Source organism: Pseudomonas sp. BN606 (assembly GCF_029873115.1).
Taxonomy (GTDB): Bacteria; Pseudomonadota; Gammaproteobacteria; order Pseudomonadales; family Pseudomonadaceae; genus Metapseudomonas.
This window is the reverse complement of sequence record NZ_SSOF01000039.1, coordinates 199,419-223,173: the sequence shown is the minus strand read 5'-3', so window position 1 is coordinate 223,173 and position 23,755 is coordinate 199,419. Positions and strand designations below refer to the sequence as shown.

At 62.0% G+C, this 23,755-nt stretch carries 29 protein-coding genes and 1 tRNA gene; 12 read left to right on the top strand and 18 right to left on the bottom strand.

Going from position 1 to position 23,755, the window contains the following annotated elements:
- The first annotated feature begins 11 nt into the window (after nucleotides 1-11).
- A tRNA-Sec gene (locus E8E75_RS04330) sits at nucleotides 12-107 on the top strand.
- 38 nt (nucleotides 108-145) lie between these two features.
- On the opposite strand, the gene E8E75_RS04325 is transcribed toward E8E75_RS04330, so the two are convergent.
- The 5 genes from E8E75_RS04325 to E8E75_RS04305 all read right to left on the bottom strand — a co-directional run bounded on the left by E8E75_RS04325 (nucleotide 146) and on the right by E8E75_RS04305 (nucleotide 3,762).
- On the bottom strand, nucleotides 146-1,174 hold the full coding sequence (locus E8E75_RS04325; protein WP_280358108.1) for a tyrosine-type recombinase/integrase: 1,029 nt from the start codon (nucleotides 1,172-1,174) through the stop codon (nucleotides 146-148).
- Nucleotides 1,174-2,457: a hypothetical protein gene (locus tag E8E75_RS04320; RefSeq protein WP_280358106.1), complete on the bottom strand. Its 1,284-nt coding sequence runs from the start codon at nucleotides 2,455-2,457 to the stop codon at nucleotides 1,174-1,176. Before E8E75_RS04320 ends, E8E75_RS04325 begins: the two co-directional genes overlap by 1 nt.
- Before the next feature lie 468 nt (nucleotides 2,458-2,925).
- On the bottom strand, nucleotides 2,926-3,309 hold the full coding sequence (locus E8E75_RS04315) for a hypothetical protein (RefSeq protein WP_280358104.1): 384 nt from the start codon (nucleotides 3,307-3,309) through the stop codon (nucleotides 2,926-2,928).
- On the bottom strand, nucleotides 3,302-3,550 hold the full coding sequence (locus tag E8E75_RS04310) for a helix-turn-helix domain-containing protein (RefSeq protein WP_280358102.1): 249 nt from the start codon (nucleotides 3,548-3,550) through the stop codon (nucleotides 3,302-3,304). The genes E8E75_RS04315 and E8E75_RS04310 overlap by 8 nt, the downstream gene beginning before the upstream one ends.
- Nucleotides 3,547-3,762, bottom strand: a complete 216-nt coding sequence (locus E8E75_RS04305) for a DNA-binding protein (RefSeq protein WP_280358100.1) — start codon at nucleotides 3,760-3,762, stop codon at nucleotides 3,547-3,549. Before E8E75_RS04305 ends, E8E75_RS04310 begins: the two co-directional genes overlap by 4 nt.
- Before the next feature lie 535 nt (nucleotides 3,763-4,297).
- On the opposite strand from E8E75_RS04305, the gene E8E75_RS04300 reads away from it, so the two are divergent.
- From E8E75_RS04300 to E8E75_RS04280, 5 genes are all read left to right on the top strand, one after another.
- Nucleotides 4,298-5,152: a ParA family protein gene (locus tag E8E75_RS04300; RefSeq protein ID WP_280358098.1), complete on the top strand. Its 855-nt coding sequence runs from the start codon at nucleotides 4,298-4,300 to the stop codon at nucleotides 5,150-5,152.
- Nucleotides 5,130-5,648 carry a hypothetical protein gene (locus tag E8E75_RS04295; protein ID WP_280358096.1) on the top strand — a complete coding sequence of 173 codons (519 nt, stop codon included), beginning with the start codon at nucleotides 5,130-5,132 and terminating at the stop codon, nucleotides 5,646-5,648. The genes E8E75_RS04300 and E8E75_RS04295 overlap by 23 nt, the downstream gene beginning before the upstream one ends.
- 5 nt (nucleotides 5,649-5,653) lie before the next feature.
- Complete coding sequence (locus E8E75_RS04290; protein WP_280358094.1) at nucleotides 5,654-6,382, top strand: hypothetical protein; 729 nt, start codon at nucleotides 5,654-5,656, stop codon at nucleotides 6,380-6,382.
- Between the two features lie 1,186 nt (nucleotides 6,383-7,568).
- Nucleotides 7,569-7,850 carry a hypothetical protein gene (locus E8E75_RS04285; RefSeq protein ID WP_120654374.1) on the top strand — a complete coding sequence of 94 codons (282 nt, stop codon included), beginning with the start codon at nucleotides 7,569-7,571 and terminating at the stop codon, nucleotides 7,848-7,850.
- A 195-nt stretch (nucleotides 7,851-8,045) separates the two neighbouring features.
- A complete protein-coding gene (locus E8E75_RS04280; RefSeq protein WP_153920629.1) occupies nucleotides 8,046-8,498 on the top strand; it encodes a hypothetical protein in 453 nt (150 codons plus the stop codon).
- A gap of 106 nt (nucleotides 8,499-8,604) precedes the next feature.
- Here the strand turns inward: E8E75_RS04280 and E8E75_RS04275 are convergent, their stop codons facing one another.
- The 8 genes from E8E75_RS04275 to E8E75_RS04240 form a co-directional block, all read right to left on the bottom strand.
- Entirely contained in the window at nucleotides 8,605-9,072 is a 468-nt protein-coding gene (locus E8E75_RS04275; protein ID WP_120654376.1) for a YbaK/EbsC family protein, read from the bottom strand.
- Nucleotides 9,073-9,235: 163 nt separating this feature from the next.
- Nucleotides 9,236-9,739 carry a GNAT family N-acetyltransferase gene (locus tag E8E75_RS04270; RefSeq protein WP_120654377.1) on the bottom strand — a complete coding sequence of 168 codons (504 nt, stop codon included), beginning with the start codon at nucleotides 9,737-9,739 and terminating at the stop codon, nucleotides 9,236-9,238.
- Between the two features lie 5 nt (nucleotides 9,740-9,744).
- Nucleotides 9,745-10,242: a GNAT family N-acetyltransferase gene (locus E8E75_RS04265; protein ID WP_120654378.1), complete on the bottom strand. Its 498-nt coding sequence runs from the start codon at nucleotides 10,240-10,242 to the stop codon at nucleotides 9,745-9,747.
- 7 nt (nucleotides 10,243-10,249) lie between these two features.
- The gene (locus E8E75_RS04260) at nucleotides 10,250-10,810 is read right to left on the bottom strand and encodes a DUF4136 domain-containing protein (RefSeq protein ID WP_120654379.1); all 561 of its coding nucleotides are present in this window, start codon (nucleotides 10,808-10,810) and stop codon (nucleotides 10,250-10,252) included.
- A gap of 134 nt (nucleotides 10,811-10,944) precedes the next feature.
- Nucleotides 10,945-11,544, bottom strand: coding sequence for a DUF4136 domain-containing protein (locus E8E75_RS04255; RefSeq protein WP_120654380.1), 600 nt, complete (start codon nucleotides 11,542-11,544; stop codon nucleotides 10,945-10,947).
- Between the two features lie 207 nt (nucleotides 11,545-11,751).
- Entirely contained in the window at nucleotides 11,752-12,501 is a 750-nt protein-coding gene (locus E8E75_RS04250) for a methyltransferase domain-containing protein (RefSeq protein ID WP_120654381.1), read from the bottom strand.
- Nucleotides 12,498-12,800 carry a MazG-like family protein gene (locus E8E75_RS04245; RefSeq protein ID WP_120654382.1) on the bottom strand — a complete coding sequence of 101 codons (303 nt, stop codon included), beginning with the start codon at nucleotides 12,798-12,800 and terminating at the stop codon, nucleotides 12,498-12,500. The genes E8E75_RS04250 and E8E75_RS04245 overlap by 4 nt, the downstream gene beginning before the upstream one ends.
- Before the next feature lie 53 nt (nucleotides 12,801-12,853).
- Nucleotides 12,854-13,708 carry a MaoC/PaaZ C-terminal domain-containing protein gene (locus tag E8E75_RS04240; RefSeq protein WP_153920626.1) on the bottom strand — a complete coding sequence of 285 codons (855 nt, stop codon included), beginning with the start codon at nucleotides 13,706-13,708 and terminating at the stop codon, nucleotides 12,854-12,856.
- A gap of 169 nt (nucleotides 13,709-13,877) precedes the next feature.
- On the opposite strand from E8E75_RS04240, the gene E8E75_RS04235 reads away from it, so the two are divergent.
- Nucleotides 13,878-14,876, top strand: a complete 999-nt coding sequence (locus tag E8E75_RS04235; protein ID WP_153920668.1) for an AraC family transcriptional regulator — start codon at nucleotides 13,878-13,880, stop codon at nucleotides 14,874-14,876.
- Between the two features lie 180 nt (nucleotides 14,877-15,056).
- On the opposite strand, the gene E8E75_RS04230 is transcribed toward E8E75_RS04235, so the two are convergent.
- Nucleotides 15,057-16,412, bottom strand: a complete 1,356-nt coding sequence (locus tag E8E75_RS04230; RefSeq protein WP_153920624.1) for a 3-oxoacyl-ACP reductase — start codon at nucleotides 16,410-16,412, stop codon at nucleotides 15,057-15,059.
- 161 nt (nucleotides 16,413-16,573) lie between these two features.
- Between E8E75_RS04230 and E8E75_RS04225 the strand changes: the two genes are divergently transcribed.
- Nucleotides 16,574-17,851, top strand: a complete 1,278-nt coding sequence (locus E8E75_RS04225; protein WP_120654385.1) for an acetyl-CoA C-acetyltransferase — start codon at nucleotides 16,574-16,576, stop codon at nucleotides 17,849-17,851.
- Nucleotides 17,852-17,966: 115 nt separating this feature from the next.
- Here the strand turns inward: E8E75_RS04225 and E8E75_RS04220 are convergent, their stop codons facing one another.
- From E8E75_RS04220 to E8E75_RS04210, 3 genes are all read right to left on the bottom strand, one after another.
- The gene (locus E8E75_RS04220) at nucleotides 17,967-18,296 is read right to left on the bottom strand and encodes a hypothetical protein (protein WP_120654386.1); all 330 of its coding nucleotides are present in this window, start codon (nucleotides 18,294-18,296) and stop codon (nucleotides 17,967-17,969) included.
- A 294-nt stretch (nucleotides 18,297-18,590) separates the two neighbouring features.
- Nucleotides 18,591-18,875 (bottom strand): DUF2218 domain-containing protein, encoded by a 285-nt coding sequence (locus tag E8E75_RS04215; protein WP_120654387.1) that lies wholly within the window; start codon nucleotides 18,873-18,875, stop codon nucleotides 18,591-18,593.
- An 11-nt stretch (nucleotides 18,876-18,886) separates the two neighbouring features.
- Nucleotides 18,887-19,528, bottom strand: a complete 642-nt coding sequence (locus E8E75_RS04210; RefSeq protein ID WP_153920623.1) for an NAD(P)-dependent oxidoreductase — start codon at nucleotides 19,526-19,528, stop codon at nucleotides 18,887-18,889.
- Nucleotides 19,529-19,629: 101 nt separating this feature from the next.
- On the opposite strand from E8E75_RS04210, the gene E8E75_RS04205 reads away from it, so the two are divergent.
- The 4 genes from E8E75_RS04205 (at nucleotide 19,630) to E8E75_RS04190 (ending at nucleotide 23,380) form a co-directional block, all read left to right on the top strand.
- Complete coding sequence (locus E8E75_RS04205) at nucleotides 19,630-20,523, top strand: LysR family transcriptional regulator (protein WP_120654389.1); 894 nt, start codon at nucleotides 19,630-19,632, stop codon at nucleotides 20,521-20,523.
- A gap of 72 nt (nucleotides 20,524-20,595) precedes the next feature.
- Nucleotides 20,596-21,489 carry a PA4780 family RIO1-like protein kinase gene (locus E8E75_RS04200; RefSeq protein ID WP_120654390.1) on the top strand — a complete coding sequence of 298 codons (894 nt, stop codon included), beginning with the start codon at nucleotides 20,596-20,598 and terminating at the stop codon, nucleotides 21,487-21,489.
- A gap of 66 nt (nucleotides 21,490-21,555) precedes the next feature.
- Entirely contained in the window at nucleotides 21,556-22,020 is a 465-nt protein-coding gene (bfr, locus tag E8E75_RS04195; RefSeq protein ID WP_120654391.1) for a bacterioferritin, read from the top strand.
- A gap of 457 nt (nucleotides 22,021-22,477) precedes the next feature.
- On the top strand, nucleotides 22,478-23,380 hold the full coding sequence (locus E8E75_RS04190) for an EamA family transporter (protein ID WP_153920621.1): 903 nt from the start codon (nucleotides 22,478-22,480) through the stop codon (nucleotides 23,378-23,380).
- On the opposite strand, the gene cueR is transcribed toward E8E75_RS04190, so the two are convergent.
- Nucleotides 23,346-23,747 (bottom strand): Cu(I)-responsive transcriptional regulator, encoded by a 402-nt coding sequence (gene cueR / locus E8E75_RS04185; RefSeq protein ID WP_120654393.1) that lies wholly within the window; start codon nucleotides 23,745-23,747, stop codon nucleotides 23,346-23,348. The two genes, E8E75_RS04190 and cueR, sit on opposite strands and share 35 nt — an antisense overlap.
- Between the last annotated feature and the right edge of the window lie 8 nt (nucleotides 23,748-23,755).

Genomic DNA, 23,755 nt, shown 5'->3' with positions numbered 1-23,755 from the left:
GCACGAGTCATGGAAGGCAAGCACGCCCGGTGGCGTGGCCGGGCTTCAAACCCGGTGGGGGACGGCAGCCGTTCCTGGGTGGGTTCGACTCCCACTGCCTTCCGCCAATTTTCTCTCTGAAGGCCCCGGAATACGGGGCTTTCAGCTATTGGCCCGGCGCCGTTTCGGCTTGGGTGTCGAAGAAGTGTCGAAAATCCCGAATCGGCCCAAGGCTGATTACGTCGCGGAGGAAGTCCGGGGCGAGGTGTGCATAGCGCATGGTCATGGTCAGCGAGGCGTGGCCCAGGACCTGCTGCAGGGTGAGGATGTTGCCGCCGTTCATCATGAAGTGTGAGGCGAAGGTGTGGCGCAGTACGTGGCTCTTCTGACCTGCAGGTAGATCGAGGCCGGACATTCTCACGGCGAAGTCGAAGCTGTCGCGGCAGTTGCTGAACAGGCCGTGACGGTCGAAGTGTTCCAGGATGCTGTCCTGCAGGGCGATGTCGATTGGCACTGAACGACGACGCTTGGACTTGGTGTTCACGAAGTGCACCGCACCATCCTTCACGCGCTCAGGGCGTAGCCCTTGGGCTTCTCCCCAGCGGCATCCGGTAGCCAGGCAGATGGTCGCCACCATTCGCGTATGCGGTGTGCGGCAGTGTTCCTGGATGGCCTTGAACAGCACCCCGATCTGCTCCGGGTTCAGGTAGGTCAGTTCGCGCTCCTGGAGCTTGAGCACCTTCACCTTCGCCAGCGGGTTGGGGTAATCAATCTCCCCGAGCTGCTCCAGGACGTTGAACATCGAGCACAGGTAGCCCAACTGGTTGTTCACCGTCTTGCCGCTCACACCGGCAGCCAGCCGTCGTGCTCGATGCTCAGTGTAGTGGGCGCCGGTCAGGCGGCTGGCGATGGGGTTGCTCATGTCTTCGGCCATGCGCCGCAGCACCAGCTCGGTGCGGTAGATATCCGAGAGGGCGTGGCCGTGCAGTAGGCGCCAGCGGTCGATCAGGTCCAGGAGCCGTCGGGTGTCCTTGGGCCGCGGGGACCAGTCCGGGGTTTCGATGCACTTGGCGCGGCAGGTGGCTTCGAAGCGCAGGGCTTCGGCCTTGGTCTTCACCGTCTTGCGGAAGCGGCGACCCTTGATGGGCTCGGTATCGACTTTCCAGCGGCCATCCGGCAGTTGCTCGATGGCCATCAGACCGCACGCCCCCATCGGACGACGCGTTCCTCCAGGAGCTGCTTGATGCGCTTGTACAGGGCCCGCTCATCCATGCCCTTGTGGGCGTAGTGGTCACGGATCACCGGCCAGCACTCCCAGTTGCGAAGGCTGGCAAAGGCCTTTTTTGCCCCAACCCGTTCACGGGCCACCAGGCTGATGAAGTTGCCGATGAACAGGTCCACGTTCTTCCCGGAGAAGCCCTGCGAGGTCTTGTAGTGGCGCTTGTAGTGGGTACGGCCAGCGAGGGAGACAGCCGGCACGGAGACTTTCGTGTTCTGGCGCAGCAGGGTCCAGAACGCATCGAACACGCCCTTGCTGGAGCACAGGCGGAAGGATTCCAGACCGTACTGGAACAGCCCGTCCAGGTGCGGGGCGAGGTCGCGGTAGGTGCGGCTGTCGATCATGGCGCCGGTGTCCATGCTGGCCGAGCCGTCGGCAAACTGCTGGACGATGGAGTGGTGGAAGCGCAGCTCCACGCGCCACACCGGGGCCTTGGCGTCGTAGTTCTGGTCGTCGTCCGGGGCGAAGGGGTTGTCCATGGTCTTCCACACCGACTGCCAGTAGTCGAGCTTGTCGATGCTGTAGGCCTGCAGGGTCTTGTCGTAGATCGCCAGCTGCATGCCCGAGGCGGAGCCGAACAGGAAGGACTGGCCGTTGCCGTAGGACACGGCTTCCCCGTCATAGAACACCTCGTTGATGCCGGTGATGCTGCGACGGGTGCGGGCGCGGCAGAGCAGACGGTCCATCAGGTCCTTCGGCGGTTGCCAGCCTTGTACGTCCAGGGCGAGGTGGACGGCGCACTGGTTGGCCTCCATGCACTGCAAGGCGGCCGTGGCGAAGCGGTCCATCCACTCCTGCAGCACGTCGGGCGGGCTCGACTGGATGGCATGCGGGCTGACCTCGATCTTCATGTGCGCACCGATCACGTCGGCCTTCACGTTGAAGTTCTTCAGCAGCAGCACGAAGCCCAGGTCGTTGTTCTGCAGCTTGTACTGGTAGCCGGAATCCCGGCTGACGCGCCCGGCATGCCACTGGTGCCCGGCAAAGCTGACCAGACCGCTTTCCTCGAACAGGGCCAGCACCTCGGGCCGGACCATGCCCCGGTACAACTGGCGCACGGTATCCACGCGGCAGCCCAACAGGCGGACCTTCGACAGGTTGGTCATCCGGGCCGCCTTCGGGTCGAAGAACAGACGGGAGTTCCGGCACTCCTGGCCGGTCTGCAAATCGACGCGAATCTGGTCTACAGCTTTCCTCATGTCGTCAAACTCCATGAAATGACACGAATTGAAACGGCGTTAAGCCGTTGATAGGACGTGCTACAGGGACGTCCCGCAGGCCGCTTGAGCGCGGGTCCCACCCGCACGCGGGAGCCCTCCCGCGCTCACGCGTTTGCGCGGTACGCGCTGTGCGCGTATCCGTGCAAAACGCGTGTGCGCTCGGGTTTTCACACAGTTCCCGGGGAGGGCTGATCGAGGTGATCGTGGGGAAGTGGCCTTCTGACCAGCAGGGGAACAGCAGGCTTTCCAGCGGGGGAGGTGGGTTCAGGAACTGAACCCGGGGCAGCGAGGCCAGTGCAGCGAAGAGGACCAAGGCGCAAAGCAGGACACTGAAAACACCAAGGGCGCCGCCCTTGTCATCCCGCTCTTGCCGCCGAGGGCTCGGGAGCGCGGGGCGGAAAAGCTGCCCCACACTCCCCAGCCGAGGCTGTTCGGGCAGGAGTACGGTCAAGGGTGCGCTGCGCCCGTGCTTCCGTTCGCCGGAACGGTGGAGCTGTTCCGACGAGCCGGGAGCGCGGCCCCTGACCGGATCAGGCCGCCGAGCACGGGGGAAGGCTGGTCGGCGCCTTCCAGCGGGCGGCGGTGCAGCGTGGTGAGGGTGCGGATGTCACACCAGAAGATTTCGTTCGGGAACTGCTCTTCCTGAAGCGCGTTGAAGCACAGGAAGTGGCCTTCCTTCACAAGGCCCGGTATGGGTGCTACCAGCCCGACGATGTGGAAGCAACGCCAGAGGGATTCGGGTTCGTCTTCCAGGACCAGCTCCACCATCACGGTCTGACCGATCAGGGATGCAGCAGTGGCTGGGTTCACCACAAAGCGAGGGCTAGTCATTGGCATAGTCCCCCTCGGCAAACAGGTCCTTGCCCTGCTCCAGGTCCTGGCACAGGCGCTCCAGGTTCACCAGTTGGGAGTTCTTCACCTTTACGGCTGGAATGGTGCCCGTCTTGATCCAGCCCATCACGGTGTCGTCGGAGACGCCGCACATGTTGGCGAAGGCTTCCGGGCTGCACACTGCGTCGTAGTGGCCGGCGGGCAGGTTGTTGAGGTTGAGGGGTTGATTGCTGCCGTTCATGCGGTCCACTCCTGTTCCAGAAGCCATTGGCGGAGCAGGGCGCAGTTCACCATGCGCAGCTTGCCGAGCTTCACCGAGGGGATGATTCCCCGATACACCCAGGCGCGAGCGGTGTCGCAGGTGACGCCGTTGCGATCTGCCCAGGCGGCGATGGGTTCTACGTCCTGTTGCGGGCCGGCCAGATTGGCCGGGGAGAGCTCTTCCAGTTCCATGCTCGTTCCGTCACTATTCGTGGCTGTTTTGAAGGCCTGTCCGCCTTCATCCTCTGGGTAAATATTTCCCACGAGGGAAACTATATCCCACGGAATGGCGATCTGGGAATCTATTGCCCAGATCGCAAGGTGAAAGACGGTTTTATGCAGACAGCGGGCGATAGAGCGCGAGCATTGATCAAGCTGCTTGGTCCGAAGAAGGCCAGCGAGCTTGGCGGGGGCAATCACGACCGTTGGCGGAGTGTTAGCAAAGGCGCTGTGCGGGTCAGCACGGAAGAAATCGATGTACTTGTGAAGGCGTTCCCGCAGTACGCCCTTTGGCTGGCTAGCGGGCAGATTGCTCCCGAGATCGGCCAAACGAGTCCCGCATACGAAGATGCCCGTACAAACTCGTCTCATCCCTAATACAGAGCCAAGCTTGTTGAAATTTTGACTTGGTGCGCGATACAAAGTGCTGGGTGTACGGATGAGAAGAAAGTACAAATAATTATAAATAAGTTGAATTACGATAGGGATAGTCAGAAAGGAGCATGCAGTGAAGACTATTAGCTTTGTCAACATGAAGGGCGGCGTGGGGAAAACAACTTTGGCCTTAAATGTTGCTCACTGCCTCGCAAGAATGCATAGCAAGAAGGTCGCCGTTATTGATGTAGACCCCCAGTTCAATGCAACTCAGTGCCTATTTAGCGGCGCCGAATATGTCGAACTCCTAAAGAGAGGGGCAGATACTGCGGTCGATATATTCGATTCAGATGAGAGGCCAATTGCAAGTGTTGTCTCTGGTGTGGAGGCAAGCAAGCCTAAAAATCTGGAGGATATCCAGTTACAGGAAGCGCATGGCCTGTGGATCCTTCCGGGCAACATAGACTTGTATAGGCTGGAAATGGTTGCCGGAGAGGGGAGAGAGTTTTCGTTAAAGCGCTTCGTAGAGGAAAAGCTCGCTGCGGAAGGTTTTGATTACGTAATTATTGATACGCCTCCGACGCCCTCGACGTGGATGACAAGCGCTCTTATCGCATCTGACTACTATATTATCCCTGTGAAACCAGATCCGCTTTCCCTTATAGGAATTGACTTGCTCAGGACTATAATTGAAAGAAGAAAAAGGAGCTATTCGCTAAATTTGAAATGCCTCGGGGTTGTTTTGACAATGGTTGAGCGGCCCGATAGCGTTCTTTTTGGTGAGGCGATGCGAAGTCTGAAAGGGAACGAGTTTTGGAAAAAATATGTTTTTGAGTGTCACCTCCCCAAAAAGTCAGATCTAGCGCGCCAGCAACTTGAGCAGCCATTCATTTTGCTTATGGAGGACTACAGCCTCAGGAAGAAGCTAAATGATATAGTCGATAAGATTATCAAGGGGGTCGAAGGTGTCAAAGCTCAAGCAATCTAATCGCGATCGTGAAGTTGTTCGACTACAAAAGGCCTCGATGGCCCTTGATGATTTGATTTGGCAAATTCAAGGGTTGAAAATTGAGAGCCTTAAAGAGGCCGCGAACCTTTTGCGAAGCAATATAAATAGTTATCAGCAATGGGGTAGTGTTGGCCAGAGTTACAAATCGAGCGACCCTAATAAGCATTTCTTGATCGGTGTTTTGCCGCGCCTTTTTCAAGATAAGAAAATTTTCCCTCAGAACGAGGACATTGTTGACTTTGCGGCCAATGCTCTAGGCTTGGAAATGAGCCGTTCTGAGAAACGTTCAAGATATGAGATTATTGGCAAGGTAGTTGTTGAGACCGATATGCTGGATGAGGAAAAGTTAACGCATCTCGTATCAGCACTGGAGAAGCTAGTTGGAAACGAGGATCGAATCGAGCAGATGGCGATCAAGAAGAGAGAGGGTACTTTCTCTTGGAATGAAACAATTCAGGATCTTCTTGAGTCCTAGGCGAAATGAGTCGATCGACAGCTTCCGATTTTGCAGAGTTTACAAAATATCTTGAAAGGTACTCTCTGGAAGGAGCCGCTTCCTCTGAGAATGTTGAGCTCAAAAAGGCGCATAAGTGCTACTTTTCGATGCTGAATGTGTGGGCGCAATTTAACCACAGCCTTACAAAAGGAGCGCTGGTTATTGATGGGGAGACTTTGGAGTCAGAAAGTGAGCTGATCAGCTATTTTAGAGAGTCTGTATCAGATATTGGAAATGGTCTTTTTTGCTGCATTCATGGTGCATATAAGCCAGCGCACATGTCACTCAGGAGCAGCATTGAGAATTTTATTAGGTTTTCCGCTGGTTTTTTTGATTCTGAAGCACTGACAACTACTAGCGTTTTTCGGCTTTTTGCTGTTGCGAAAACCACGAAGCCATTTTTCGGAGCGAGAGAAAAGTTTTTGTTTGGACTGAAGTCTGACTATGCTGAGCTTTGCAAGTTTACTCATTCTGCGAGCCTTGACCATATGTCAGGTGTTCATGCGCTCTCTCACTTTCCTGTAATTAGCAAAGAAGATTTTGAGTCCTGGAATTATTATTGCCTCTCAATCTGCAAGGCCATTGCGGGCGTAATTTTCTTATCCTCTCCTCCCCTGTATCTAAAGGCTCACTTTAAAAGCAAGGAGATATTCGATCAGATATTAATTGACGAGGTGAGGGCGGGAATCCTTGACCCGCGAAAAGCCTTCTGATCTTATCGAAATTTTTTAGAGACTTAATAAGCGCCACATTTTTGCAGTGCCAGCTAGGCGTATTTATCAGCCGAGCAGGACCTGGTAATTAGGAGAAGGAATGAAAGAGGTTTCAAGGATTTCGGAGTGCAAAATTGAAAGCGGCATGGTCATTTGTGCGTGCGGGCATCGCTACTCCGTAAGAAGAAACATCAAATCTATGCATTCACCTGAGGGAGCTGGTGGCTGCACTTTTACTGCTCGCTGTCCAAAATGCAAGGCTGAGTGTTGTGCAGACCGGCATGCACAAAAACTTGAACTTCAACTAAAACCTAACAACAGACACGAAGACTCAGATTTTTCGATTTGAGTATGATTTAGGAAGCCTGAAATTAAATCTAGGGGGTTCCTCAGTTGCCAGTTCTAGTGTGTCGAAAAAGTGTCGAAGCCACTGGCACAAACTGGCCTAAATCGACATTGGCGATTGGCTCGAAACCCATAACGACAGGCTTTGCCACGCAATGAGCCAGCAACCTTCAGGCTTGAAGCCCCGCCCCGCCCCGCCCCGCCCCGCAACCGGCCGTGCTTGCCTTCAATAACTCTTGATCAGTAGAAAAAGTGGTTTCTATCCCGACTTGAATAGGTACGACGGAGGAGGGGCAGGCTGATCCATAGCGCTACTTTTCTACGGGCAAAAAAAAGGCCAAATCGTCACTGGTGCAAGACCAGGAGGGGATTTGGCTCTGTTGCGGTCGATCATACGGCGTTCAGCGAGCATGTCAAAGTTGTCGAAGAAGTGTCGAAATCAGAGCCACAGAATGCCTCGGAACGAGATCGGAGGTCGGCTAAAGGCCCCGTAATGACAGGCTTTGGAACGCACTGAGCCACCCATTTTTAGAGTTCGACTCCCACTGCCTTCCGCCAATTCAAAGCGCAATGCAGTGTTCAACGTCTGTGTTTTCCCATTATTTCCGTGACTTGCGCCAGTTTCTTAGTGTCGTGCCTGACATTTAGACAGACGGTCATTCCGTTGGGAGCTATGGCTCTTGCGGCAATAACGGGCGCTGAGCACTATTTAAGCAGTTATCCCTGCAGTTCTTGAGTCGGGAGAGGGTGGTCAGGGGTTGGCTGCTCGAACTCGAACCTGCCACAACAGCTAGCGCCTCTAAGAGGGCGTTCTGAAACACAGCGACCATCAGGAGTTGACATGACTATCCGATTCGCACTGGGCAGCGCGCTGGTCCTCATGGCGAGCGTGGCTTTTGCCGCAGCTCCGGCAGCCAAGAAGGACAGTGACAATTACTACCTGAACTGGCAGGAGCGTAACGGCGCGATCGCTCTGGACACGGTGTGCAGCAAGAACGAGAAGGGCTCCAAGCAGTTCCGCAACTGCCAGCAGCATGCGCAGGTGATTTTCCGCAACTCCTGCACCAAGGCGAAGGACCCGGCCAGCAAGTGGTGCGTTGCGCAAGCCCAGTACAAGCCCTGAGTTCGTTTCGGTCGCGAGGAAGGAACGAACTTCCTCCCGTCGCCCACTCCTCTAAAGCCACCATTCATGGAGGCTTTCTGCTCTTTGTTCTCGCGCTCTCGACCGTTGGGTAGGGAGGCACGGCTGCCGCCAGTCCCGCGCATATAGTGGATAGATGACCATTGCAACGGCGCTTCTCCCCGTAGGAGGCGTGCGATGAATGCAGCAAGGTATCTGGCACTGATCCTGGTCGTTTTCGGACTTTGCGCATGCGCGGGCCCAGCAGGCGAGGGCAAGAAAGAGTTGCTCGAAGTCAGATTGAACGCCACGCCGAAGAACGCCGGGCGTATCGCGCAGGCGACGCTGGTGCCACGGGGCGAGGAGACGAGCATTTCGTTTGTGATCAGCGGTGTACCGTCTTTCACGACCAGGCCCGTTCGCCTTTACACCTTCATTTACCCGGGGAGTTGCGCGCATCCGGGGGCCTCGCCAGCCTATGAGCTGAACAATACGGTCACCACGGAGCGCCATTTCCGGGGGGACGTCTGGCGGATGTCGAAGTCCGCGCCCGTTCCGTTCTCGGCATTACGCGCAGGCGATTACTCGCTTGTACTGCGGACGGCGCCCGCAGATGGCAACTACGACATTTTCTGTGGGGATATCCACTGAAGGATCGCCTTGCTGCTTGAGAGCGCCGGACATTCCGTAGGAGCGAGCTTGCTCGCGAATGAGCGTGTTCAGGCTGTTCGCGAGCAAGCTCGCTCCTACTTGCCGGTTATTCGCAGAGTTTCCCGCTCTTGGCTTCCGGCATCAGCGCCATGTACTGCTTGCCGCTCATGTGCACCAGTTCGTCATGGCGACCGGACTCGAAGTAGATGTCCGGCTGTTCCGCCAGGGACTGGTCGATCAGGGTGTCGAGGCCGAACAGGTTGCCCACGGCGGGGATTGCGCCGGTTTCGCAGTTGGCGAAGCGCTTGCCGAAGTCCCGTTCGCGCACCAGGCGCCAGTGGCGATGGGTGAGTTTGTGGATCTTTTCCAGGTCAACGTGGCGAGAAGCGGGCACCACGGCCATCATCCAGTGGCCCTGGAAGTCGTCGAGGATTACCGGTTTGGCCATTTGCTGCGGCGGTATGCCGGCGCGGCGAGCCGCTTCGCGGGTGGTCATGGATGCGGTGTGGTTGAGCACGTCGAAGCGTGTCTTGTGCTGCATAAGGCTGCTTTGCAGCTGGGTGATCATGGTCATGGGACACCTCCTGCCAGGCGGCAGCTCGTCGCTCCCGGTAAGCCTGCGTCGCCGGCACGCAAGGAGGAGCCTCCCGCTCCCCACCCGGCATCGGCTCTGGCCGCTGCCTTGTGGATAAGTTTAGTGAGGGAGCGGCTTAACGGGCCGGAAAGCGCTGACCGGTTCAGGGCAGGTCGAGGAGCATGGCCAGGCGGTTACGCAAGCCTGAGTGGCGTTCGGTATCCAGTAATTGCCGCAGGCGTTGGTCGCACTCCTGGGGCGCGAGGGCACGGAAGCCGGCGCGCTCGTAGAAGGGGCGGTTCCAGGGGATGTGGGCAAAGGTGGTGAGGGTCAGGGCCGCGTATCCACCATCGCGCCCGCGCTCGATTGCTGCAGCCAGCAGCGCGCGCCCCAACCCCTTGCCACCCTGTTCGGGCAGGACGCTTATTTCGCTGATGTGCAGCACGTTCCCGACGGCTTGGGCGGCGAGAAAGCCCGCCACGTTGTACGTGGGTGCCAGCGCGACCCAGAGCAGGTCGCTGGCCAGGGCAAGGTTCAGGCATTCCAGGGGTAGGGTGCTGCCGCGGAGATGGGGTGGCAGGTCGTCAGGGCCGAAGAGCTCGGCCGCGCGAAGCTCGATGCCAGCCAGCCGAGGAATATCGGCCGGTGTGGCGAGGCGAATGGTCATCGGGCTCAGTCCGGGAGGGCTTTGTCCAGTTGGACCAGGGCGATGCGCCGGCCGTCCGGGGCCAGGCGTTCGACGATGGCGCGTGGCTGGTAGCCGAGCCGGGTATAGAGCAGCAGTCCGCCGGCATTGGCGTTGAAGCAGGAGACTTTCATCAGCCTGGCCTTGTACTGCTCGCGAGCCTGGCGCTCCATGGTGCTGATCAGGTACTGGGCCACGCCATGTCCGCGTGCCCAGAGCGCCACCATCATGTTGCCGAGGGCGCAGAACTCGCCGTGCTGCCATTGGTAGAAGTTGGCGAAGCCGGCGACCTTGCCATCCAGCAGGGCAACGGTGCTGCCGCGGCGCTCGGCCATGGCGGCAGCGAGCTGACCTACGGTGAGAGGCCAACTGGCCTTGGGGTAGGCGAAGAACAGTTCGTCCGCATCCTGGGGGAAGCGGACGATCTCGTGGAGGTCTTCGGCGCTGGCGGGGCGGTGTTGCAGTTGGGGATTAGCGGCGGGCATGAGGTCCTCAGTGCGGTGGGTATTGGGCGATCACCTTGGCGACCGTTTCGCGGATGGCGGCTTCACGTTCGGCGGGGGTCGGTGGGGAGCTCTTCATGATCTGCTCGGCACTTCCGCGCCAGACCAGCTTGCCATCCTTGCCGTCGTAGAGGTCCACCTGGATGGTGGCCACCTTGTAGTTGTAAGTGCGGGTCTCGGTATAAGCCGGGCCGCCCATGTAGCCACCTCCCCAATAGCCGCCCCAGTAGCCGCCGTAGTTGTAGCTGGTCTGTTGCTGGCGTTCATCGACTATGAGCCAGGACTGGACGTTGAGGTCGGCCTTGCCGCTGGAGGCCGGGCGCAGACCTCGCTGGTCGAGTTGCTGGCCGACGGCGTCGCGGATGCGTTGTTCGGTGAGGTCGCTCTTGATGCGTGGGTCGTCGGGGCGGTACTGCAGGGCAGGTTCCTTCCAGCTCCAGCTGCGATAGGCGCCGAAGTCGCGGGTGCGGTCGTAATCGCGATTCACGTCGTAGCTCTGACAGGCCGCCACGAGCAGGACGGTGGACAGGAGTAGCGTGCGGCGGATCATGGTTGGATCTCCTCTGCCGGAATCATTATCGAAACGCAAGGCAGAGCAGCCGGCAAGGGGAATTTGCGGGCCTTCAGGTCATCAGGTGCCTCACTCCCAGCCCCTCCAAAAGGGAGAGGGGAGCTACTTCGCCCTCAATTCGGTGGATAGTCGTGCAGGGCTTCCTTCACCGCTTCGCGCAGTGCGGCCACGCCATCGGAGCGATTGCCGTTGGCATAGGTTTCGCCGCTGCCGCTCCAGATCGGCTGGTTGTCACGGGCGTCGTAGAACTCCAGGTAGACCACCGCAACCTGTTCCTCGTAGGTGCGCACGACGGGCACGGTGGCCCAGGCACCGTACTGGTCGCGCCACGGGCCGCTGCCGTAATAGGCACCGCCATAGTCGTCGTACTGCCGCAGGCGTCGCTCGTAGCGCAGGCTGGCGCTGACTTTGAGATCGGCCTGGCCTGGAGTGCGTGCCTGGCGCAGGCCGTGCTGGTCGAGGCCGGAGTTGACCATCTCCGCCATTTGCTCGGGCGTCGCCCAGTTGTTGCCGGCGGGAAGTTGGCCGTCGAGCCAGGTCCAGCTGCGATACCGACCGAAGTCGCGGGGGGCGGCGGGGTAAGCGCTGCTGTCGAAGGTGGTCGCCGCGCCCGGCGGGGCGGGCGGCAGCGGGCGGGACTCGGCCTTGTACGGGTTGGGGCTCTGGCAGGCGGACAACAGCAGGGCAAGGGCGAGTAGCGCGGGCAGTTTCATGGGGCCTCCGTTCAAACCTGCTCACGATTTTGTGAGCTAGCGAAGAGCAAGGCGCAACGACCAACGGGAGTAACAGCCGCAGGCTGGCCCGAAGGGAGAGCGCCAGCGAATCAGATGGCTCAGGAAGCAGAGTCTACGGATGTAAATGAGCATTCCGAAGCCATTTCAACGCAGCTATTCCGACGCGCAGTTAATCGTGAGCGGGTTTCACAGAGGGCGGCAAATCCAGTGCAGATAGCGGCCAAGTCCCTGATAGCTGGGGTGGCGGCGATAGGCGAGCTCCATTTCCAGCAAGTCCACCAGTTCGGCCTTGGCCTGGAATTCCTGGGGCATGTAGTCGTGGAACACGCGTACCCCGCTCTGGCTTTCGACTTGCCAGTGGCCTTCGAGTTGCGTGGCCAGGTCACGCGGGGCCAGCGGCTGCTGTGGGGTCAGACTTTGCCCTTCACCGGCGAATTTATGTTTGCGCAGCTTGCGGAAATGCCCCTTCAACAGATTGCGATAGATCAGCGCGTCCTTGTTGTAGAAGGCCAGCGAGAGCATCCCGTCTTTGGCCGTCAGCTGGTGCAGCACAGGCAGGATGGCGTGCGGGTCGGCCAGCCATTCCAGTACGGCGTGGCAGAGCACCAGATCATAGGGTTCGGTGAGCTGACCGAGCAGCTCCTGCCAGGGCGACTGGATGAAGCTGGCCGCCTGCCCGGCTTCGGCAAAGCGCTGGCGAGCGCCTTCGAGCATGGGTTCGGCGGGTTCGGCGAGGGTGACCTGGTGGCCGCGCTCGGCCAGCCAGAGGGCCATGTGGCCAAGGCCGGCGCCCACATCGAGCACGCGCAACGGGCGCTCGGGCAGGACTTCGGCCAGGTCGGCCTGGAGCACGGCCAGGCGGATGGCGCCCTTGGCACCACCGTAGATCTTTTCGGCGAAACGCGTCGCCAGTTCATCGAAGTGACGGTCGCTCATGCGAAGCGCCTTTCGCTGTCGGCCAGCTTGGCGCGGACCACGGCGTCCATGTCCAGGCCGAGTTCGGCGCAGAGCAGGAGGAGGTAGAGGACAATGTCGCCTACTTCCTGGCCGGCGTGGGCGAGTTTTTCGGGGGGCAACTGGTGCGACTGTTCTTCGGTCAGCCACTGGAAGATTTCCACCAGCTCGGCCATTTCCACGCTGGCGGCCATGGCCAGGTTCTTCGGGCTATGGAACTGCCGCCAGTCGTTGTGATCGCGGATGGCGTGCAGGCGGGCGGTGATTTCGTCGAGGTTCATGGGGCTCTCCTTGAGCCGCCTATGGTCCCGCCGCTTTCATGTCCACGCAAGGGTCAACCGAGTGGTCGCCAGCTCCCGGCCATGTGTGGTGTGTCGCCCCTGCCGCGAAGCGCGAGCTGGCCTTCCGGCGCTGGCGTGCTGGCCAGCAGGGTGACCTCGCCAGGCAGGAACACGGGTTTCTGGAAGCGCACTTCCAGCTCGTAACCGGCATTCGGCCGGTGGATTTCCAGGGCCGCCAGGCAGCGCGCCTTGTTCCACAGGCCGTGGGCAATGGCGCGGGGGAATCCGAACAGCTTGGCGGTGGTAGCCGAAAGGTGGATGGGGTTGTAGTCGCCGGCCACGCGGGCGTAGCGCCGGCCGATGTCGGCGGCGGCGTACCACTGGTCCAGGTGCACCAGCGGCAGGCTTTCCTGGGGGGCGCGCGGTTCGGGCTGGCCGGGCAGGCGAAGGCCGCGGAAGAGGATGCGGCTGTCGCCTTCCCACACGAGGCCGAGCTGGTCTTCCAGGCGGGTGATCAGGCTGAAGGTGGCGCCTTTCTCGTGGGGCTGGAGATCGCTCACCTGCACGCTGGCGGTGAAGGGGCCCAGGCCGCCCAGGGCGCGCAAGACGCGGATACGGTTTTCCAGGTGCACCAGGCCCAGCAGCGGGAAGGGGAAGCGCGGGTCGGTGAGCAGTCGCATCTGCAGGGGGAAGGCGAGTATGTGCGGGTAGGTTGCCGGCAGCAGTCCCTTGTCGCTGAAGCCGCAGACGGCGCGATAGCGCGCCAGATGACCGGAGTCGACGCTCACCTGGCAGCGCACGCCCAACTCGGGCAGGGCCTTGCCGCGCATGCCACGGTGCACGGCGGCGCGGGCGAACAGGCCGGGGAGGGCGGGAGGTGCGGAAAGGTCGAGCCAGTCGGTGGCCATGCGTGATCTCCTTGGGGCGAATGGGGCTCAGCATAGCCAGCGGTTCGCCCCGCACATTGGCCGACCGTCCCGGGACTGCGGCAGGGCAGTCAATCACGGCCTTGAGCGGGGAGGAAAAAGCCGAATAAGATGGCCGCGCCTCGCAGACAATAAGAATTCTCCGAAAATGATGCGTGATCTGACCGACGATGTGGCGCTGATGCGCCCGGTGATCGACGCCCTGCGTGCCAGCGGCACCGACCCGGACAAGGTTCTGGTGCGTGTCGGCCTGCCGCCAGGCGGACTACCCCCGGGTCGCTTTCCCCATGCTGCGCAAACCCAGTTCTGGAAGGCCGCGGCCGCCGAGTGCGGTGAGGAGCATGTCGGCCTCTACCTGGCGGGCCACCTACCGGCCTTTCACGGACTGCTGCTGGAGTACCTGTTCCTCTCCAGTGGCACCTTTGGCGAGGGGCTGCGACATGCCCTGCGCTACGTGCGCTTGCTCTCCGACACCCTGAGTGCCCATCTGGAAGTTGAAGATGATCGCGCTGTCCTCTCCCTTGGCCGGCATGCGGGCAGCAATCGGCACTTCCCGGAGATGCTCGCCGGTGCGGTGATCCGCCTCTTCCATGCCCTGACCGATGGGCAGTTCAAGCCCCACGAAGTGCAACTGATGCACGCCGAAGGAGCCCCCGCGGAGCGTTACCACTTGGTCTATGGCTGCCCGGCGAAGCTGGGGGCCGATCGCTACGCACTGATCTTCGACGCCGAGGTGCTGGATAAACCCTCGCGCCACGCCGCGCCGGACTTGCTGCGCATGCACGAGTCACTGGCGCGCCGCCAGCTAGCGGAGGTGGAGCGCCTGGACCTGGTGCGCCAGGTGCGAGAGTTGATCGGCGAACTGCTGGTGGATGGCGGAGCCACCCTGGAGCAGGTCGCCGCACGCCTGAACATGCCGGCCCGCCGCCTGCGCGAACGACTGGCCACGGCCGGCGTGCGTTTCAACGACCTGGTTACCGACTACCGCTGCCGGCTGGCCAAGGAACTGCTGCTGAAGACCGACGAGCGCATCGAGGTCATCGTCGAACGCACCGGGTTCTCCGAACCCAGCACCTTCTACCGGGCATTCAAGCGCTGGGTGGGGGAGACGCCGGTGGAGTTTCGGCGGAAGGGGAAGGGCGAGGGCTGAGGCTCGAGCGGGAATTCCCTCACCCCAACCCTCTCCCAGAGGGAGAGGGGGCTTTGCGTGCAACGTTTGGTCGAGGTGCTCTTCCTGTAGGGGCGAGTTCATTCGCCAAGCAGTCCGAAGGTTTGCCTAGCAGAGCCTATTGGGGCAGCTGCGCTGCCCTTTGGCGAATGAATTCGCGCATCAGGCCCCCAGCAAACCCTGCCCGCACACCCGCATCACCTGTCCGGTCAGGGCGCCTGAGCCCGGCTGGGCGAACCAGGCGACGGCTTCGGCCACGTCCTGGGGCAGGCCGCCCTGGCTCATGGAGTTCATGCGCCGGCCCGCTTCGCGGATGGTCAGGGGAATGGCGGCAGTCATCTGGGTTTCGATGAAACCCGGCGCTACGGCATTGATGCTGATGCCGCGCTTGCCCAGCATTGGCGCCCAATTCTGCGCCAGCCCGATCACCCCGGCCTTGCTCGTCGCGTAGTTGGTCTGGCCCATGTTGCCGGCGATGCCGCTGATGGAGGCGATCAGCACCACGCGGCCGTTGTCGTGCAGCTTGCCGGCGTCCAGCAGGGCCTGAGTGAGCACCTGCGGGGCGCGCAGGTTGACGTTGAGCACCGAATTCCAGAAGTCGTCGCTCATTTTCGCGAGGGTCTTGTCGCGGGTGATACCGGCGTTGTGCACCAGGATGTCCACACCTTCCGGCAGGGCTTCGACCAGTTGGCTGGCGGCATCCTCGGTAGTGATATCCATGGCGATGCTGTAGCCGCCCAGGCGCGCGGCCAGGCCGTCGAGGGCGTCCTTCGCCGGGGGGACGTCCAGCAGCACCACCTCGGCGCCGTCGCGGGCCAGGGTTTCGGCGATGGCGGCGCCGATCCCGCGGGAGGCTCCGGTCACCAGCGCCCGCTTGCCGGCCAGTGGGCGGGTCCAGTCCTGGACCCTCTCCGGGCAGGCGGTCAAGCGCAGTACCTGGCCAGAAACGTAGGCACTCTTGGGGGACAGGAAAAAGCGCAGCGCACCTTCGAGCTGGTCTTCCGCGCCCTTGCCCACGTAGATCAGCTGGACGTTGCCGCCCCGACGGACCTCCTTGCCGAGGGAGCGGGTGAAACCCTCCAGGGAGCGCTGCACGCTGGCGGCGACCAGGTCCTTGGTCGCTTCGGGGGCGCGGGCCAGGACCACCACTTTCGGGCACTTGCCCAGGCCTTTCATGGCTGGCTGGAAGAAGTTGCGCAGTTCGATCAGTTGCTCGAAGCGGGTCAGCCCACTGGCATCGTAGATCAGCGCCTTGAGTTTCGGACCGTGCTCGGCGGTCCAGCGCGACAGGCCGAAACGGCCGTCCTCATCGGCGAAATACTGGTCGGTGAGCTTGTTCAGCACACCGCTGGCCGCTTCGGCGAGTGCACCTTGGCCACCGATCAGCAGGGCTCCGTCAACCGGCCGTGCGCGGCCTGCCATCCAGCGCTCCAGGCACACCGGCGCCGGCAAGCCCAGGGCGCCCACCAGGCGCCGGCCGGCGTTGGAGTTGGCAAAGGCGAGGTAACGGTCGTTCATGGGTAGCTCCTGCTGGTCAATCGAAAGTGGCCTCACTCTACGCAGACACGCGTTGAGCGCAATTGACCGCGCTGACCTGCCAAGCGGCGAGGCGGCCAATCCAGCCGTCTAGTCTTGTATCCGACACTGCAACCCGCAAACCCTCATCGCAAGGAGTCACCATGGCCCAGCTTCGCCGGGTCGCCATCGTCGGCGGCAACCGCATCCCCTTCGCCCGCTCCAACACCGTCTACGCCACGGCGAGCAACCAGGACATGCTGACCAGCGCCCTGGAGGGCCTGGTGGAACGCTTCAACCTGCATGGCGTGCGCGTAGGCGAGTTCGCCGCTGGCGCAGTACTCAAGCACTCCCGCGATTTCAACCTGGCCCGTGAATGCGTGCTGGGCTCGCGATTGGCACCGGAAACCCCGGCCTACGACATCCAGCAGGCCTGTGGCACGGGCCTCGAGGCCGCCATCCTGGTGGCCAACAAGATCGCCCTCGGCCAGATCGAATGCGGTATCGCCGGCGGCGTGGACACTACTTCCGACGCGCCCATCGGTGTGCATGAGGAGCTGCGCAAGATCCTGCTGGAAGCCAACCGTGCCAAGACCACCAGCGACAAGATCAAGACCCTTCTGAAGGTTCGCCCGCGTCACCTGGCGCCGAACATTCCGCGCAACGGCGAACCGCGTACCGGGCTGTCCATGGGTGAACACTGCGAGCTGATGGCGCAGACCTGGGCCATCCCGCGCGATGAGCAGGACCAACTGGCCATCGCCAGTCACCAGAAGCTCGCGGCAGCTTATGCCGAGGGCTGGCAGAACGACCTGATGAGCCCCTTCCGTGGCCTGAACCGCGACCAGAACCTGCGCCCGGACATCAATGCCGAGAAGTTGGCCGGCCTGAAACCGGTGTTCGAGCGCGGCCCGCGCGGCACCCTGACGGCGGCGAACTCGACGCCTCTGACCGACGGCGCCTCGGTGGTGCTGCTGGCCAGCGAGGAGTGGGCGAAGGCGCGCGGCCTGCCGGTCCTCGCTTACTTCCGGGACGGCGAAGCGGCGGCGGTGGATTTCGTCAGCGGCGAGGAAGGCCTGTTGATGGCGCCGGTCTACGCGGTTCCGCGTCTGCTCGCGCGCAACAACCTGTGCCTACAGGACTTCGATTACTACGAGATCCACGAAGCCTTCGCCGCCCAGGTGCTCTGCACCCTCAAGGCCTGGGAGGACGCCGACTACTGCAAGAGCCGTCTCGATCTGGACAAGCCGCTGGGCTCCATCGACCGCAGCAAGATGAACGTCAAGGGCAGCTCGCTCGCGGCTGGCCACCCGTTCGCCGCCACCGGCGGGCGAATTGTCGCCAACCTGGCCAAGCTGCTTTCGGTGGCGGGTGAGGGGCGCGGACTCATCTCGATTTGCGCTGCGGGTGGCCAGGGTGTGACCGCGATCCTGGAAAAGTAATCCAATACCCGTGGCGGCAAGTCATCGCTGCCACGCGATGTAAGCAACTCCGTGATTTAGGGCGGCCCGCAATGTCGGGGCCGCCCTTTTTTTCGTCCGGATGGCAGGGCGGTTTTCAGCCATCGATCAGCACGCCGCCTTTGACGATCTTTACCTGATGATGGCGTTCAAGGCGCACCGGATCGCGACCGGTAATGCTCCAGCCCTGGTCGATCAGCTTGTCGATGTGCTTGCGCATGGCGTGGAAGCCGCGCCTTTCCTGCGGCACGTCGCGGCGTCGCCTGAGCACCACCCATTGGCCAGCGACGTACTCGATCCAGGGAGTCTGGGGTATCTCTTTGCGGTCGGCCGTGGTCGGCAGGCCGTTCTTGAAGATGGCCTCCTCGGGGAACAGCAATTCGGTAACGCTAGGTTCGTGTTCGCACAGCAGCCTGGGGTCAGTCATTTTGAAACAACCTCCCTATTGCACGATTGCGTTCGGACGCATGCTGCCGTCCGGGTCTGCACCTGGGTGTATCACCGTTGCAACAGGTACAGAGCAAGGGCTGTGCCACAAGCGTTGCACTGCTCTGGATGGGGGCTTGCGGGGGAGGTGAGGCGCGTTGCGGCGTCGGGACTGGGGATTGGGACACAGGAGTGGGGGCATCCCTCACCCCCACCGGAAAGGCCTGTCCGCGACAGCGATACCAGGTCTTGCGGACAGCCCCCTCTCCCTTCAGGGAGAGGGCCGTACGGTGGCTCAGGCACTCCACTCCAGCTGCAGCTCTTCCTGCCAGGCCACGCGCACGAAGTGACTGCCGACGATGTCCTTCAGTCGCTCCAGGCCTTCGGTCGATTGACTTTCCACGGACAAGGTCAGGCCATCGTCCTCCGCGCGCAGGAGGCCGAGGCCCAGGTCGAACTCGATGCGGCCCTGCTGATTGTCGTGGCTCACGGGCACGCGATGGGCGAAGTGCTTGCACAGGCGGGTGATGTAGCGCGCCGGGGTGGCGGTGGCGACATGGGCGGATGCGGTCAGGGTCATGGGTATGTTCCTCAGTAGCCGACGGTGAAACGTTGGCGGATGTGTTGGGGTTGTTCCAGTTCGTCGACGATGGCCACGGCGAGGTCCGCCACCGAGATACGTGCCGGATGGCCGCCGCTCATCAGCAGCTGGTCGCCGCCGACGCGGAAGCGGCCGGTGCGCTCGCCCGGTTCCAGCAGGGCGGGCGGGGAAATGAAGGTCCAGTCCAGGTCCTGTTCTTCGCGGATCAGGCGGAGTGCCTGGCGTGCGCCTTCCGCGCCTTCCTTGTACTCGGCAGGGAAATCCGGGGTATCGATCAGCTGCAGGTTTGGCGCGACATAGAGGCTGCCGGCCCCGCCGACCACCAGCAGGCGCTTGAGGCCGGCCTGCCGGATTCCGGCGAAGATGGCCTGGGTACCCTGGATGAACAGCTCGCGAATCTTCACTTCGCCCCAGCCGGGGTTGAAGGCGTGGATCACTGCGTCGTGGCCGGCTACTGCCCCGGCGATGTTTGCGGCGTCATAGGCGTCGCCTTTCACGGCGTCGAGCTGAGCGTGCTGCGAGAGTTTTTCCGGATGGCGGACGATGGCGGTCACCTGGTGGCCGCGTTGCAGGGCTTCGCTGAGGACGGCGGAGCCGACGAAACCGGTGGCGCCGATCAGGGCGATTTTCATGTGCATCTCCATGCTGGGTTGCGAGGTGACGCATAATCGCTGCTGGATAATCGGCGGAAAAAGTGCCGAAAGGTGCTTTCACAATTAAGCGGAGCTTACGAATGGAGCAGCTAAAGCGCATGGCGGTGTTCGCCACCGTGGTCGAGCGCGGCAGCATGGTGGCAGCCGCCGAAGTGCTGGGCATGACGGCCTCGGCAGTGAGCCAGCAAATTCGCAAGCTGGAAGAGGAAACCCAGGTCAGCCTGCTGCATCGCACCACGCGCAAGCTGACCCTGACTGAGGCTGGCGCGGTGTTCTACAAGAGCTGCGCCCAGGTGCTGGAGCTGGCGCAGCAGGCCGAGCAGCGCCTGGCGGAACTGCGCGATGCCCCGGTGGGCGAGCTGCGCATCGCGGCGCCCGTGGGCTTCTCTACCGGCATGCTGACCGAGGCTCTGGCGCCACTGCTGGAAGCCCATCCTGGCCTCAGCCTGCAACTGTTCTTTCATGACGAGCAGATCGACCTGGTGGAGCAGCGCATCGACCTGGCCATCCGCGTGGGCTCTCAGGAAGATTCCAGCCTGGTGGCCCGGCATCTTGCTGACTGGCCGGCGGTGCTCTGCTGCGCGCCGGCCTATCTGGCCCGCAGCGGTCCGATCCAGCGGCCCGAGCGGCTGCTGGAGCTGGACTGGATCAGCCTCAATGGCGAACGCCAGCAGCACCAGGTGACTTTCACCAGCCCCGGCGGGGAACAACAACGGCTGCGCCTGGAGCCGCGCGTGGCGTGCAACAATATCCTCGCGGTGCGCAGCTTCACCCTGGCTGGCCTCGGTATTTCGTTGCAGCCGGAACCGGAAGTGCGCGAGGAATTGGCCAGCGGCCGGCTGTTGGCATTGCTTCCCGAGTGGCAGCCGAGGCCGGTGGGGCTCTACATTGTCACCCCGCGCCGCGATGCATTGCCGGCCAAGGTGCGCTATGCCATCGAAGCCCTTCGTCGCGGTCTTTTGCGTCGTGGATAGCCGCCGCTGCCCGCATGCCGTATAACGTCGGCCCATCCTCTCCGTCCCCTTGAAGGCACTCGCAGCACCTGCATGAAGACCCCGAAACGCCTTGAGCCATTGCTGGAAGATGGCCTGATCGATGAAGTCCTGCGCCCGCTGATGAGCGGCAAGGAAGCCTCCGTGTACGTGGTGCGCTGCGGCAGTGAGCTGCGTTGCGCCAAGGTCTACAAGGAGGCCAACAAGCGTGGTTTCCGCCAGGCCGCCGAATACCAGGAAGGCCGCAAGGTGCGTAACAGCCGCGATGCCCGGGCCATGGCCAAGGGCTCGAAGTACGGCCGCCGCGAGCGCGAGGAAACCTGGCAGAACGCCGAGGTGGCGGCGCTGTTCAGACTCGCCAACGCCGGAGTACGGGTACCCAAGCCCTACGACTTCCTCGATGGCGTACTGCTCATGGAGCTGGTCAGCGACGGTGAAGGCGATGCCGCGCCACGCCTTAACGATGTCGACTTGACGCCGGAGGATGCGCGCGAGTTCCACGGTTTCATGATCGGCGAGATCGTCAAGATGCTCTGCGCCGGGCTGGTCCATGGCGACCTGTCAGAGTTCAACGTGCTACTCGACCCCTACGGCCCGGTCATCATCGACCTGCCCCAGGCCGTGGATGCGGCAGGCAACAACCACGCCTTCCGCATGCTGGAGCGAGATGTTGGCAATATGGCCGAGTATTTCGGCCAGTTCGCCCCCGAATTGAAGTTCACCCGCTACGCCAAGGAAATGTGGGCGCTCTTCGAGGAAGGCAAGCTGACCCCGGAAAGTCCGCTTACCGGCCACTTCGACGAGCCCGAGGACTCTGCCGACCTGGACGCGGTGATGCGCGAAATCAAGGCGGCCCTGGCTGACGAGGCCCGACGCCAGGCGGCGCTGGCCGAGCAGGACGCGCCGCAAGGGCTTGAAGAGCCAACGCCACCCTGGATGCGCGGCTGACCGTCACTTGACCTGGCAGGGTCGGCGCACGATCCTTGCTCATTGGTTTTATCAGGAGATGTGCAGATGCAAGGCCAAGCCGAAGTGGTTGATTACCTCAAGGACTTGTTGCGCGGTGAACTGGCCGCCCGTGACCAGTACTTCCTGCATTCGCGGATGTACCAGGACTGGGGCTTCAACAAGCTCTTCGAACGCATCAACCACGAGATGGAAGAAGAGACCCAGCACGCCGATGCCCTGCTGCAGCGCATCCTCTTCCTCGAAGCCACTCCGGACATGCGCCCGCGCACCATTCATCCCGGCCACACCGTGCCGGACATGCTGCGTGCCGACCTCAAGCTGGAATATGAAGTTCGTGCCGCGCTGAGCAAGGGCATTGCCCTGTGCGAGAAGCACAAGGACTACATGAGCCGCGACATCCTCGCCGCCCAGCTCAAGGACACCGAGGAAGATCACGCCTACTGGCTGGAACAGCAGCTCGGCATGATCGACCGCATCGGCCTGCAGAACTACCTGCAGTCGCAGGCTTGAGCTGATCGAGCTGAACCGGAAGGGCCGCCAATGCGGCCTTTTTGTTGGGCGAGTTCCGTCGCCTTTCGCGAATGAATTCGCTCCCACGGCACTCCGCGTGAATCGACCTCGGCACAGACAGCCCCTTCTCCCTCTGGGGTGAAGAAGCCCGCTTTCCGAAGCACCGCTGCCGGGGCCGATGAACGCCTGAGCGCGAAGCGATCGGACAGGGGCGCAGGGCGGGGGAGGGCAGGCAGGTACGGCGCAGCAGTGAAGGGCAGTCCTTCGCCTGCCTGGCGAATGAATTCGCCCCTACAGGAGGCACATTCCAACTCCCTGGCACGAGCTGCCCCCTCTCCCGCGTGCGGGATAGGGGGGAGGGCAGCCATACAGCCCCTGCTGATTTTTCCAGCGTTCTGTGTCCTTACATCCGACCGCCAGGCTGCTAGCGTGTGCCTGAACTTCCGGAGTCCTCGCCATGCCTCTTCCACACATTCTCCTGGCCCTGCTGGTCACCCTGATCTGGGGCGTCAATTTCGTGGTGATCAAGGTCGGTCTGGAAGATTTCCCTCCGCTGCTGTTCTGCGCGCTGCGCTTCGCCCTCGCGGCGCTGCCGCTGCTGTTCCTGCGCGGACCGATGCCGGCGCCGTTCTGGCGCATCGTGCAGATCGGCCTGCTACTGGGCGTGATCAAGTTCGGCCTGTTGTTCGTCGGCATGCACCTGGGAATGCCGGCTGGGCTGTCGTCGCTGGTGCTGCAGAGCCAGGTGTTCTTCACCATCCTGATCGCGGCGCTATTTCTCGGCGAGCGGCCCAGCCGTAGAGGCCTGCTGGGGCTCCTGCTGGCAGCATCCGGGCTGGTGCTGATCGGCCTGGGCCGGCCATTGGGGGACAGCCTGCTGGCGTTCATGCTGGTGATTGCCGCGGCGCTGGCCTGGGCCTTCGCCAATATCGCCACCAAACGCAGCGGCGCGAAGGACATGCTGCGGTTGATCTGCTGGGTCAGCCTGATCCCGCCGCTGCCCTTGCTGCTGCTCTCCTATGTCTTCGAAGGCCCCGAAGCCATTGCCAGCGCGTTGAGCCACCCGAGCTGGGGCGGCATCGGCGCGCTGGTCTACATCGCCTTCCTCGCCACCACCGTGGGCTTTGGCCTCTGGAGCTTCCTGCTGCAGCGCTATCCGGCCAGCCTGGTGACACCCTTCGCCCTGGCGGTGCCGGTGTCGGGGCTGCTGTCCGGCTGGTTGCTTTTGGGCGAGGAACTCAGTGCCACCGGCTGGCTGGCATGCGTGCTGGTGTTCGTAGGGCTGGCAATCACCGTACTGCCCAAGGGCTTGTTGGGGCGCACCTTCAGTGGCAGCAGCCGCCTGACTCCAGGTCCTTGAGGATCGGGCAATCCGGGCGATGGTCGCCCTGGCAGTGATCCACCAGCTCCTGAAGCGTGTCGCGCAGACCCGCGAGCTCGGAGATCTTGCGGTTCAGCGCTTCGATATGGTCGCGGGCCAGCTCCTTCACATCGGCGCTGGCGCGCTGGCGGTCTTGCCAGAGCTCCAGCAGCCGGCCCACTTCCTCCAGTGAAAATCCGAGGTCCCGCGAGCGTTTTATGAACGCCAGGGTGTGCAGGTCCTGGCTGTTGTACTGGCGGTAGCCGCTGTCGGTGCGTCCGGCTTCCGGCAGCAGGCCGATGCCTTCGTAGTAGCGAATCATCTTCGCGGTCAGCCCGCTTTTCTTCGCCGCTTGGCCGATGTTCATTGGCGTTT